The sequence below is a fragment of the Rufibacter sediminis genome, from assembly GCF_014269285.1.
Classification (GTDB): domain Bacteria; phylum Bacteroidota; class Bacteroidia; order Cytophagales; family Hymenobacteraceae; genus Nibribacter; species Nibribacter sediminis.
In genome coordinates, this window is record NZ_JACOAF010000031.1 from 103,619 (window position 1) to 116,346 (window position 12,728).

10 protein-coding genes are annotated in these 12,728 nt (G+C 54.3%); 6 read left to right on the forward strand and 4 right to left on the reverse strand.

Annotated elements, in window-relative coordinates:
• Positions 1–101: 101 nt before the first annotated feature.
• From H7U12_RS14190 to H7U12_RS14205, 4 genes are all read left to right on the forward strand, one after another.
• The gene (locus tag H7U12_RS14190; protein ID WP_186639099.1) at positions 102–1,151 is read left to right on the forward strand and encodes an amidohydrolase family protein; all 1,050 of its coding nucleotides are present in this window, start codon (positions 102–104) and stop codon (positions 1,149–1,151) included.
• Positions 1,152–1,244: 93 nt separating this feature from the next.
• The gene (gene kynU / locus H7U12_RS14195) at positions 1,245–2,516 is read left to right on the forward strand and encodes a kynureninase (RefSeq protein ID WP_186639101.1); all 1,272 of its coding nucleotides are present in this window, start codon (positions 1,245–1,247) and stop codon (positions 2,514–2,516) included.
• A 264-nt stretch (positions 2,517–2,780) separates the two neighbouring features.
• Positions 2,781–4,097: a cation:proton antiporter gene (locus H7U12_RS14200; RefSeq protein ID WP_186639103.1), complete on the forward strand. Its 1,317-nt coding sequence runs from the start codon at positions 2,781–2,783 to the stop codon at positions 4,095–4,097.
• A gap of 16 nt (positions 4,098–4,113) precedes the next feature.
• A complete protein-coding gene (locus H7U12_RS14205; RefSeq protein WP_186639105.1) occupies positions 4,114–4,731 on the forward strand; it encodes an alpha-ketoglutarate-dependent dioxygenase AlkB family protein in 618 nt (205 codons plus the stop codon).
• Between the two features lie 332 nt (positions 4,732–5,063).
• On the opposite strand, the gene H7U12_RS14210 is transcribed toward H7U12_RS14205, so the two are convergent.
• Positions 5,064–5,567: a methylated-DNA--[protein]-cysteine S-methyltransferase gene (locus tag H7U12_RS14210; RefSeq protein ID WP_194362547.1), complete on the reverse strand. Its 504-nt coding sequence runs from the start codon at positions 5,565–5,567 to the stop codon at positions 5,064–5,066.
• Positions 5,568–5,671: 104 nt separating this feature from the next.
• On the opposite strand from H7U12_RS14210, the gene H7U12_RS14215 reads away from it, so the two are divergent.
• Positions 5,672–7,021 carry an FAD-dependent oxidoreductase gene (locus tag H7U12_RS14215; protein ID WP_186639107.1) on the forward strand — a complete coding sequence of 450 codons (1,350 nt, stop codon included), beginning with the start codon at positions 5,672–5,674 and terminating at the stop codon, positions 7,019–7,021.
• A gap of 128 nt (positions 7,022–7,149) precedes the next feature.
• On the forward strand, positions 7,150–10,023 hold the full coding sequence (locus H7U12_RS14220) for a CHASE domain-containing protein (RefSeq protein ID WP_186639110.1): 2,874 nt from the start codon (positions 7,150–7,152) through the stop codon (positions 10,021–10,023).
• Between the two features lie 106 nt (positions 10,024–10,129).
• Here the strand turns inward: H7U12_RS14220 and H7U12_RS14225 are convergent, their stop codons facing one another.
• From H7U12_RS14225 to H7U12_RS14235, 3 genes are all read right to left on the reverse strand, one after another.
• Entirely contained in the window at positions 10,130–10,642 is a 513-nt protein-coding gene (locus tag H7U12_RS14225; protein WP_241749414.1) for a DUF4252 domain-containing protein, read from the reverse strand.
• 144 nt (positions 10,643–10,786) lie between these two features.
• Positions 10,787–11,266 carry a GNAT family N-acetyltransferase gene (locus H7U12_RS14230; RefSeq protein WP_186639114.1) on the reverse strand — a complete coding sequence of 160 codons (480 nt, stop codon included), beginning with the start codon at positions 11,264–11,266 and terminating at the stop codon, positions 10,787–10,789.
• Between the two features lie 446 nt (positions 11,267–11,712).
• Positions 11,713–12,561 (reverse strand): hypothetical protein, encoded by an 849-nt coding sequence (locus H7U12_RS14235; RefSeq protein WP_186639117.1) that lies wholly within the window; start codon positions 12,559–12,561, stop codon positions 11,713–11,715.
• Between the last annotated feature and the right edge of the window lie 167 nt (positions 12,562–12,728).

Sequence of the window (12,728 nt, forward strand, 5' to 3'; positions counted from 1 at the left end):
CTGAAACAAGGGCAAAAACAGCTGTGGTCATTTCTAGAGCAAGACAATCTGAGAGAGTTTTCGTAAGTTGAGCAACCGTTCTTAGTTTTTGTCTTGCGCTTATGTTGAACCAGCCCCTTAAAATAGACATCCACACCCATATTCTGCCGGAGCGGTGGCCCGATCTGCGGGAACGGTACGGGTACGGCGGCTTCATCCGGCTGGAGCATCACAAGCCCTGCTGCGCCCGCATGATGCTGGACGACCGGTTCTTCCGCGAGATCCAGGAAAACAGCTGGGACCCCGCCGCCCGCCTACGCGAGTGCGACCACCACGGCGTGCACGTGCAGGTGATCAGTACCGTGCCCGTTATGTTCAGTTACTGGGCCAAGCCCGAGCACACCTGGGACCTCTCCAAAATCCTGAACGACCATATTGCCAGCGTGGTGGCTCGGTACCCGACGCGGTTTGTGGGCCTGGGTACCCTGCCCATGCAAGACACCGATCTGGCTATCAAGGAACTGGAGCGCTGCGTCAAAGAGCTGGGGCTGGCCGGGGTGCAGATTGGCTCCAACGTGAACGACACCAACCTGGACGATGCCGCGCTGTTTCCCATCTTTGAGGCCGCTGCAGACCTGGGCGCCGCCATTTTTGTGCACCCCTGGGACATGATGGGCGAGAAGAAGATGCGCAAATACTGGCTTCCGTGGCTCGTGAGCATGCCCGCCGAAACCTCCCGCGCCATCTGTTCCCTCATCTTCGGGGGAGTGCTGGAGCGCCTGCCTAAATTGAGAGTCGCCTTTGCGCACGGCGGCGGTTCTTTTCCGTTCACGCTGGGCCGCATCCAGCACGGCTTTGACGTGCGCCCCGATCTCTGCGCCGTGGACAACCCGTTTCCGCCGGAGAATTACGTGGGCAAATTCTGGATCGATTCGCTGGTGCATTGCCGCAATACCTTAGATTACGTGGTCAAGCAGTTCGGCGCGGACAAGGTGGCGTTGGGCTCTGATTATCCGTTCCCGCTGGGCGAGCAGGAGCCGGGCAAACTCATTGAATCCATGCCGTATTCAGATGACGTGAAGGAACTGCTGCTCAGCGGCTCAGCCTTGCAGTGGTTGGGGCTGGAGAAAGAGCGGTTTCTGGTGCAGAAACTGCAGCAGACTAAACTATAACCCTGATTTTCTGTTGGTGTAGAAAGTACCCTGCGGAGGAGCGGTTTGCATCGGCTTCTTCTTAAATTTGTTTTCTCAACGTATTCGCATTTCATGTCTTTTCAAAATACCCTTGCCTTTGCCCAGGCCTTGGACCAGGCAGACCCGCTTCGTTCTTTCCGAGACCAATTCTATATTCCGCAGCAGAACGGCAAAGACACCGTCTACCTCTGCGGAAACTCCCTGGGGTTGCAGCCCAAAGGTGCCCGCCTCGCGCTGGAGGCCGAGATGACCAAATGGGCGGAGCTGGGCGTGGAAGGCCACTTTACCGGCGAAAACCAATGGTTCACGTACCATGCGGCGCTAGCCGGACCCACCGCCCGTATTGTAGGAGCCAACCCCCAGGAAGTGGTGGTCATGAACCAGCTCACCGTGAACCTGCACCTCCTGCTGGTCTCTTTTTACCGGCCGCAAAGAAGCCGTTATAAAATCCTGATGGAGGCGGGAGCGTTCCCCTCAGATCAGTACGCCCTGGAAAGCCAGGTGAAATTCCACGGGTTCAATCCCGACGAGGCCATCATAGAAGTAGCGCCCAGAGCCGGCGAACACACCCTGCGCACCGAAGACATTTTGGCGGCCATCCGGGAAAACGGGGCCGAACTGGCCCTGGTGATGATGGGCGGCGTCAATTACTATACCGGTCAGGTGTTTGACATGGCGGCCATCACCCGCGAGGCCCATGACGTAGGCGCCATCTGCGGGTTTGACTTAGCGCACGCCGCCGGAAACGTGCCCTTGCAACTACACGGCTGGAGCGTGGACTTTGCCGTGTGGTGTACCTATAAATACATGAACTCGGGCCCGGGCGGAACGTCTGGGGTGTTTGTGCACGAGCGACATGCTCAGAATCCAGACTTGCCCCGGTTTGCCGGTTGGTGGGGGCATGACCAGAGCGTGCGTTTCCAGATGAAAAAGGGGTTCATTCCCATGCCGGGAGCCGAGGGGTGGCAGGTGTCCAATGGTCAGATTCTGCCCATGGCTGTGCACAAAGCCTCGCTGGAGCTCTTCGACCAAGCCGGCATGGCTAATCTGCGGGCTAAAAGCGAGCAGCTCACGGGCTATCTGGCGTTCCTGATCAACGGATTGCAGCAGCCCAAGGAGGCATTGGAGGTCATTACCCCGTCTGAGCCGGCGGCGCGGGGATGTCAGCTTTCGTTGCTGGTGCACCAGAATGGCCGCCAGTTGTTTGAAACGCTCATGGCCAACGGTTTTATCCTGGACTGGCGCGAGCCCAACGTGATTAGGGTAGCCCCAACGCCGCTGTACAACACCTTTGAAGACGTGTACCGGTTCGGGCAGTTCCTCGTGGCGCATTTCAACAAATAAATTCCCTGAGCCATTTCCCTGCGGGTCTTTTCTGAACGATTTCGTTTAGAGGCATTTATAGAAAAATAGCCCCTAAACGGAAGCTTCAGGAAAGACCCGCAGCTGTTTAGCGGGTTTCTGGAAGAAAGAGAAAGAAACAATTTCCTTCTTCGGCTGTTTTTTAAGTCTTTTTCTAAAAACAGAACAGAAACAAGAGCGAAGTTTCCGTACTAGATACGTATTTGTACGAGATACAGACTCATCCTCTCAGAAACGGCAGCGGCTATGGACATATACCTGATTTCTTTTGTGGTGATAGGAATTGCCGCCTTGGCCATGGCCTGGTTGCCTACCTGGTTTAAGAACGTGCCTTTTTCCTATGCCATGTTGTTCATTGGGGTGGGGTTCCTGTTGTACAAACTGCCCTTGGGCTTGCCCGAGCCAGATCCGCTGCGGCAGAATGACATGGCCTTGCGCCTCTCTGAACTGTGCGTCATCATCACGCTCATGGGCACGGGCATTAAAATCAACCGTCGGTTTTCCTTGTTCAGCTGGCAGGTGCCGTTGCGGCTGGTCAGCTGGACCATGCTGCTCTGCATTGGGGCCTTGGCTTTCATGGCCTGGTGGTGGCTGGGCTTTCCTGTGGCCTCTGCGGTGCTGCTGGCGGCGGCGCTGGCTCCCACAGACCCCGTACTGGCCTCTGATGTGCAGGTAGGTCCGCCCAGCGAAGAAGTGGAAGACGCCACCCGGTTCGCGCTTACCGCCGAGGCCGGTCTCAACGACGGCATGGCCTTCCCGTTTACCTGGTTAGCCGTTGGCTTGGCCCTGCACGGGTTAGACCCCGAGAACTGGCTGGGGCATTGGCTCTCCTATGATCTGCTGTACCGCATTGTGGTGGGAGTAGGCGTGGGTTTTCTGCTGGGCAAAGTATTACAGTACTTTCTGTTCAAACTGCCAAAAAAAGGCAAAATTCCTGAAACGCAGGACGGGTTTGTCGCCATCTCCGCTACTTTGCTGGTGTACGGGCTCACTGAAATGGTGCACGGGTACGGGTTCATTGCCGTCTTTGTCACGGGGCTTACCCTCAAACACTACGAAAAAGGACATAGCTACCACCGCGAACTGCATGATTTCACGGATCAGATTGAGCGGATTCTGGTGGTGATTGTCTTGATTCTGCTGGGCGGGAGCATCAGCCGGGGATTATTGGATGCGCTTACCTGGCAAGGAGCGGTGGTAGGCATTATGTTTTTGATAATCATCCGGCCACTGGCCGGATACATCGGGTTATTGGGTGTTCCGGTGAAAACACGCGAGAAATGGGCCATCAGCTTTTTCGGGATTAGGGGCATTGGGTCAATCTTTTATGTTTCCTTTGCCTTGAGCGAAGCCAAATTTGTGAACCCAGAGGAGATTTGGGCCATAGTAGGATTCACCATTCTGCTTTCCATTTTCATGCACGGCATTCTGGCTACCCCGGTCATGGGCTACTTAGACAAAGTCCGGAAACCGGATGATTTCATTGACCCAGACCAGGCCGCTCAGGAGATGTCAGAAGGAAAAGAAGAGAGCCGTCCGCAACCCTCAAATATAGACGAGTAGGGACCGATTTACTTGAATGCAGGAACTAACCACAGACTTCCGGGAGCGGTTTGCTTCTGTTAAACTACCCATGCCAGACGCTGAGGTGTACTTGCTACCCCACTTCACTCCCCAAGAAAAACAGATTCCCTTGCAGCAAGCCCTGGAAGAAAACGTAGCATGGCGGCAGGAGAAGATCAGGCTATTTGGCAAGCAGATAGACCAGCCTCGGCTCACTGCCTGGTACGCCGATGCCGGCAAAGCCTACACATATTCCGGCCTAACGTGGGAGCCGCTGCCGTGGCTGCCTGAACTGGCTGCCTTGAAAACGCAACTGGAAACGCTCACCGGGGCCGCCTTCAACAGTGTGCTGCTCAACCTCTACCGTCACGGGCAAGACAGCATGGGCTGGCACGCCGATGATGAGCCAGAACTAGGCCAGAACCCCGTTATCGCCTCCCTCAGCCTGGGCCAGGAGCGCACGTTCAGTTTTCGGCACCGTTTCAAAAAAGACCTCAAAAACCAACTGATCCTGCCCTCCGGCAGTTTACTCCTGATGGCCGGCCCCACCCAGCACTTCTGGCACCACCAAATCCCCAAAACCACCAGACCCCTGCAACCCAGAATCAACCTCACGTTCAGGTTTATTGAGTGATTTGAAGATTTGGAGATTAGGAGATGTGAGAATTAGGGGATGTGGAGATTTAAGAATTGGTGGATGTGATGATTCGTGGGAGGATTGGGAAGTATGTAGAGAAGGAAATAATAGACAGGGAAAAGTAAGTTGAGTAGTGCTCTCTCTGTTTTTCGATAACCCTCCTCTATGGCGCGGAAGTTACTTCCGTGACTTGCGTTTTAGAGAGGATCTGTAAGGCACGGAAGTAAATCTGCGGCATAGAAGGGAAAAGCCATTCCCACATCTTCAAATCTTCACCTCTTCAAATCAAACAATCTCCTAATTTTCAAATCTCCCCATCTCTAAATCCTTTAGAAAAGCGTCGTTTGGTAGGTGCCAGCCATCTTGGCTTCATGCTCCAGGAGCCATTGCTTGCGCCTGAGGCCGCCGGCATAACCGGTTAACTGGCCTTGTGCGCCAATGACGCGGTGGCAGGGCACCAGAATCATCCAGGGGTTGGCGCCATTGGCCACGCCCACCGCCCGCACCGCGCCGGGGTTGTTCATCCGTTTCGCCAGACCCAAGTAATGATCGGTGCGGCCCAGTGGGATTTGCTGTAGCGCCTGCCAGACCTGTTGCTGGAACGCGGTGCCCTGCGCGTGTAACGGAACATCGAAAGAATGTCGTTGGCCGGCGAAATATTCCTCTAACTGTTTGGCGGCTTGTGTTAGGCAAGCCGGAAGGGTAGAGCTGTCCGTTTCGGGGCCGTTTTCCAGAAAACAAGCCTTAAACAGGGTATTTTCCGTAGAGGTGAGCTGAAGGGTACCCAGGGGAGAAGGCACATGAAGCACAAAGAGCGCCGAAGGAGCAGACATAGCAGGGCTTTTCTCAAAAATTAACCTAAGTTTACCGCTTCTTTCCGTAGAAAGCACTACTCCACGGCGGTTTTTGCGCCAGCGGATCTTATGAACGTACCTTGATGGAGAAAACCACCCAACTAAGTGTCATGGGCGGGGGCCTGGTAGGCTGCCTGCTGTCTTTGTATCTGGCCAAACAAGGATACCGCGTGGATGTGTACGAGCGAAGGCCCGACCTGCGCCGCACCGATCTTGGCGGGGGGCGCTCCATCAACCTGGCCTTGAGTGACCGCGGCTGGCGGGCCTTGGAGACCATCGGCATTGCCGAGGACATCAAGAAAGTGGCCATTCCCATGTACCGGCGGGTGATGCATGACAAAAACGGGAATCTCTCGTTTCAGCCGTACGGGCAGGAGGGGCAGGCCATCTACTCGGTTTCACGGGGCGGCCTGAACCAGGCGCTGCTGGACTTGGCCGAGGCCGAGCCCACCATCTCGCTGCATTTTCAGCAGCAGGTGCTGGAGGTGGAAGTAGCCACGAACAAAGTGACCATGCTGGAAACCGTCTCGGGGCAGGAGCACCACGTGCAGCCAGACGTGATTTTTGCCGCCGATGGCGCCTATTCCATGGTGCGGCTTTCTTTGCAGAAGACCGATCGGTTCAACTACGAGCAAAGCTACCTGGACTACGGGTACAAAGAGCTCACCATTCCGCCCGCCCAGGACGGCGGTTGGCAGCTGGAGAAAAACGCGCTCCACATCTGGCCCCGCGGGCAGTACATGATGATCGCGCTGCCCAACATAGACGGTTCCTTCACCTGCACCATGTTCTTCCCCTACGAAGGCGATCCTTCGTTTAAATCGGTGCAGACTGAGGCCGAACTAAACGCTTTTTTCCAAGAAATCTTCCCCGATGCCGCCGCCCTCATGCCTGATCTGGCGCAGGAATTCTTCGAAAACCCCATCGGCTCGCTGGTAACCATCAAATGTCTGCCCTGGCACCACAGCGGCAAGATTCTGCTCTTAGGCGATGCCGCCCACGCCATTGTACCGTTCTACGGCCAGGGCATGAACGCCGGTTTTGAAGACTGCACCGTCCTGCGCGGCCTGCTGGAACAACACCAGGACGATTGGGAAACGATCTTCCAGACGTTCCAGGACTTGCGCAAGCCCAACACCGATGCGATCGCAGACTTGGCCGTTTATAATTTTATTGAGATGCGCGACAAGGTAGCCGATCCGCGGTTCCTGCTGCAGAAGAAGGTAGAAGCCAAAATTACGGCCCAATATCCAGATGCTTGGTTACCTTTGTATTCTATGGTCACCTTTTCCCCCGATTTACCGTATGCCGAGGCATTGGCCAATGGCCAGCGGCAGGAAGAGATCATGCGCGACTTGATGGCGCATATCCAGACGGAGGAAGATTATAACAAACCTGAGGTTCAGCAGTATCTGCAAGCGCATTTGGCATAGCTTGCTTCTGTTTTCCGCTGGTTTTGAGGAAAAGACGCCGCAAACTCCCCCGCTGCCGTGTCTTTGTGGACCTAACTATTGACACCCATACTGCCGCGTGGCAACGGGTGCTAGCGAACTGATCATACATGATATTTTCCCGCTTAAAAGATTACTATCTGGCCTTTGGCTCCTTTGTACTGGTGCTGGGGATGACCTTATATGCTTTTTACGTGTCCAGGACCAATGACCAGCTGGAGGATGCGCAGAGCTTTAAGATCCGGCAGGTGCAGGTCAAAGCCACGTTGGAACGCCGCATGGGGTACTACCTGCAGATTCTGCACGGCGTAAACGGCTTGTTTGTCGCCTCAGACACCGTCACCCGCGCTGACTTCCAGAGCTACCTGAGCTCGCTGCAGATCATTAAAAACTATCCGGGGGTGCAGGGCATCGGGTTCGCCGTCATGAGCACACCAGAGCAGGTGCCCCAGCTGGAGGAGCGGGTCCGGGCCGAGGGTTTCCCGAACTTCAAGGTTTGGCCCGAGGGCCCACGGACCGAGTACTCTTCTATTGTGTTCATAGAACCCATGAACGCCTTGAACAAGCGGGCGTTCGGGTTTGACATGTTCCAGGACCCTACTCGCCGTGAAGCCATGGAGGCTGCCCGTGACTTCAACCTGCCCGCCATGACCGGGAAAGTGAAGCTGGTGCAGGAAGGCGGCGACAACGTGCAGCCCGGCCTGTTGATTTACATGCCAGTGTATTACCGGGGCAAAGACCCGGTGGATCTCATGGAGCGCCGCAACCGGTTACGGGGTTTTGTGTACGCGCCTTTCCGGGCCAATGACCTTTTCTTCAATACCATAGGCGATGAGTTCAATGACATTAGTATCTCCATCTATGACGGGAAAGCGGTCAAGGAAGAAGCGCTGCTGTACCGGAACGCCGCCCAGATAGACCCCTCTGAGAATACCGATAGTCTGCTGCTGGCCACCGACGTCATACGGGTGGCGGGCCGTACCTGGACCCTGCGCTACAAGGCCACCCGCAGCTTCAGGGAAGCCTCAGGCATAGACCAGCATGACCTGATCTTGCTGGGCGGCAGCATCATCAGCTTGCTTATCTTCTTCGTGGTGTGGTCCTTGCAGCGCTACCTGCTGTCTAACCAGCTCACCGAGCTTATCACCAAGAACACCACCGCCGGTCTTTTCATGCTGGATGACCGCGGGTACTGTAGTTTCCAAAACCCGGCGGCCGAGAAGTTGCTGGGTTTCTCCTTGGAGGAACTCAAAAGCCGGCCTTTGTACGAGTTGGTTCACCGGGGTCAGGAGCCGGGTAACCTGGCCCCGGAGCTGGTTTCCCAGAAGTCCTTCACCTTTGAAGACATCTTCCTCTGCCGCGACGGCAACCAGATTCCGGTGATGTGCTCTACCCGCTTTGTGAAACAGCGGGGCGAAGTGGTGGGGCATATCCTGGAAGTGCGCGATGTCACCGAGGAGAAAAAAGCCCAGCAGGCGCTGCTGGAAAGCGAGGCCCGCTTCCGGATCATGGCCGACAGCGCGCCCGTAATGATCTGGATCACCGACGAAGACAATAACTGCACTTACGTGAACCGGCAGTGGCTTAAGTTTACGGGCTCCACTCTGGAAGAGAACATGGACAAAAAGTGGCTCCAGTTCATGCACCCGGAAGATGTAGACAAGGCAATGCATTCTTACAGCCACGCATTCCACGTGAAAAGCGAATTCAAGGTAGAATACCGCCTGCGCCGCCATGACGGGGAATACCGCGGAATGGTAACCATGGGCATCCCAAGGTTCAGTGCCGAAGGGGAGTTCATGGGCTACATCGGGTCCACCATTGACATCAGTGACCGGATCAAGATGGAGCAGCGCCTGAAGGACAGCGCCGATACGCTGCAGAAGATTTTTATGCAGGTGCCGGCCATTGTAGGGCTGGTGCAGGTGAAAGATCTGCAGTACACCTTGGTGAATCCTTACCTCAGCCAATTATATGGCGGCGAGGCGAGAGTGGGAGAGAGTGTTACCGCTTCTTTGCAGGCCTCACGACGTGAAGGATTCAAAGCCGTGATCCAGCGCATCGCCCAAACCGGGGAACCTTATATTGGGCAGGAGGTGCCTATCGCTTTTGATAATCCAGAGGAAGAGGGAGGTGAAACAGTGCGGTTCTTCAATATGGTGTACGAGCCCATCCGGAATAGCCGGGGCGAAGTGGAGTCGGTGCTGACGTTTGCGGTGGAGGTAACCGAGCAGGTGAAAAGCCGCGAGCAGCTGTCGGTGATCAACGATGAGCTGAACCAGAAAAACCAGGAACTCATCCGGATCAACAATGACCTGGATAACTTTGTGTACACCGCCTCCCATGACCTGCGCTCGCCGCTGGCCAATCTGGAGGGGCTCACCACCGCTCTGCTGGAAACCGTGGAAGGCAAAGAAGAGGGCGAGGAGCACATTCTGCTGCAGATGGTGGCTTCCTCCATCGCCAAGCTGAAGGGCACCATCCATGACCTCACGGAGATTACCAAGGTGCAGAAAGACCTGGAGTCACAGGCCGAGGTGCTGACTTTTGCGGAAGTTCTGGCGGGAGTGGAGGAGGACATCGCGCCTTTGATCCATGAGGCCGAGGTGCAGCTGCAGACTTCCTTTGACGTGAAACAAGTGCGGTTTGCGCGCAAGAACCTCCGGAGCATTCTCTATAACCTGGTGTCTAACGCCGTCAAGTACCGTGATCCGGTCCGGAAGCTTACCGTCACCATCAATACGTTCCGGCAGGGAGAGTATGTGGTACTCACCGTGCAGGACAACGGGTTGGGCATTCGGGAAGATCAGCAGGAAAAACTGTTCACCATGTTCCGGCGGTTCCACTCGCACGTGGAGGGCACTGGTATTGGTCTCTACATTGTGAAACGCATCATTGAGAACAATGGCGGGTACATTGAGGTGAGCAGCAGACAGGGGTTGGGCAGTACGTTTACCGTATACTTCAGGGAAATGGGCCACTAAACCTCCGGCAGCAGTTCCTTAGAAAGAAAGAGCCGTTTCGGGCCTGTTTTATAGAAAACAGGCTTGAAACGGCTCTTTCTGTAGAGGTCTCTTGGACGAATATTCTTTATCCGAGCAGGGAGATCAACAAATCTGGGTCTATTTTCTGCAACATCAGCTCTACCTGCTGGCGGGTGAAGCGGCCATTGACCTGAAGCATCAGGAACGAGTTGCCGTGTTTGCGGTAGCCTACCAGCTCCTGCACCTGCTCATTGGACTGTCTCATCCTGAACTGCAGCATGCCGGGTGCCTCGTCCAGCAAGGGAATGGCCGTATAGTTGTCTTTCTGCAGCACCTGGTCCAGCTCCTGGGTAAGGCCCCGTTCCAGCAACCGTCTGGATTGCCGGGTGGTGGGAGTAAAGGAGAGCACGCGCACCGAGGAGATGTTCTTCAGGGCGGCCTGCAGGGTAGTGTCAGTGATTTCTTTGGAAATATACCGGGAGACCAAGCCCACCGGAACCGTGGTTCCTTTGAACCCCGCCTCGTTTCTGTACTTCTGGAAAAACTCTCCCGTTGACTGGGCCGCAGGCAACTTGCTTGTGCTGCTGCAAGCCTGAATGGCACTTAAAACAACTACCATCAAAAACGGAAAAATCCGTTTTGCGACCGATTTCTGAAAACTAGCATTAAAGTGAGTATGCATACGCTGAGTCTGTTTTTAGCCTCTTTTACGGGAAAGAGGCTAAAAACGCTCACATCGGTTCATTTGTGCCGGGGCCGGGGGCTATACTTCTTCGGTTCTTTGCGGCTGCCGCTGGTACACATCGGGGCTGTGCAGCTGCATGAACCGTTCTGGGTGCGGCAGCGGTTCAAACCCGAACTGGCTGTACAGGTCATGGGCGTCCTGGGTGGCCAGCATCCAGCGGCGCAGCTTTTGCAGCTCAGGATGCGCCCTGAACGCCTTGATCATCCATTTGGATAAGCCATTGCCTCGGTAGTCTTCCAACACGAAGACATCGCAGAGGTAGGCAAACGTGGTGTAGTCGGTGATGAGGCGGGCAAACGCGACCTGTTTTCCTTCAAAGTACACGCCCACGCACAAAGAATGGTCAATGGCTCTTTTCACCACTTGCCGGGGAATATCCTTTGACCAGTACACCTGGCGCAGAAAGCCATGGATGGTCTCTAGTTGCAGTAAGTCTTTATCGAAACTCAAAAAGAAGCCACTTTTATCGGCTTCGGGATAAGGAATGGGGAAAGGCATAATTGCTGATTTAATTGTTTGCCGTCTGAGTCTTTTGCAAGAATAGAAATGAAGGTGATTTTAAGTTATAGAATTACTCGGTTAAATGCAAGTGTCTTGAAGGGGGCTGAGAATGTTCTTGGTGTGCGAATGGTGAATCTGACAACAAGTTTCTCGTTCCAGCTCAGCCAATCGCTCTCACAAAGGGGAACGAAAAGGAAGCTGTGCCAAGAAGAAGGAGGCGATCAGTGGTCCCCAAGCTTTAGCCGCTGTTTTGGATTAAACAGATAGCATCTTCCCGCTAAAAGCCGCATTATAGCTACTAAAGACCTTTGTTATGGCAAATTAGAGAGAAGGGAAGATGTTCAAGTTAGAGCTGAAGGCAGCCACGGTTCTTCATCGCGTTAGTTGAACCTGAGCGGATGGTCAAGATCCGGTAAGGGAGTCCTGACCATCCGGACCCGTGGCTAGCCAAGTTGGGAAGGCAGAACGGGAGTGGCCGACAGGGCCGGTTCTTCTTTGATGACGCGAAGCGAAGGCGTGTTCTGGGATTTGTTCCGGGGGAGAGTCAGGGCGAAGATGTTGTCCATGCCAAGCTGCTGCTCCATGTGCTGCAGAAGCGAATAGATGAAGAAGATAATCCCTGTCATTTCCAGAACCTCCTCCACCGAAGTGCAGAGTTTGTACACCAGGCTCAGCCCGTGCCCTTGGTTCGCAATAAAGTCGCCGCCAACCATCTCCATGCCTACCGCCCCGGAGATAAAGAGAGTGCCCGCGCCCATGAAGCTATACAAGGTTTTCTTGGGAAGCCCCAGAATGAATTTCACGAAATAAAGCCCTACGACCATGAATAGGAGCACATAAGGGACAAACCAGGCAAAGTTCAGGAGGCCCAGATTGTCTTGTTCCAGCGACTGCTTCAGAAACATTCTGGACGGTTTCACCAGAAGTTCGTGGATGGAGAACAACTCATCCATCCCCAGCCAGGCAAAGATGCAGCCCATGAAGAACCACTTTTTGTAATGCTCCCGCCGGGCGCTGTACTTCACATGTTGCGAGATCAGGAAAAGCAGAAAAGCGCTCACCAGTAAGTTAATCGTGGAGAAATAGGCGGGTAAGTTTCTTTCCCCGTCAAAGGCAAACATCCCGGTTACGTAGTACTTGAAGGAATATGTTCCGGTGAGGGAGGTATTGCCGTGTTCCCGGAGGTAATATTCCAGGGAGATGGCGCATAAATCCAAAACGAGTAAAACGAGGAGTATTTTCACCTGAAACCGGAGTACTCCCGAGGGTTTAATGGTGTAGAGATTTTCCATTTATTAGCGGTAGATAGAAGTTGGGTGTATTGGATGTTCTATTTTTACCAATAATAATTATATATTATCTTATTGTAAAATAATTATCAGAATAAATTAAACTTATTTAATATCGGGATAGGTGATGTCGCCACAAGGCTGAAGCATTCTGAAACACGAGTCGCCGA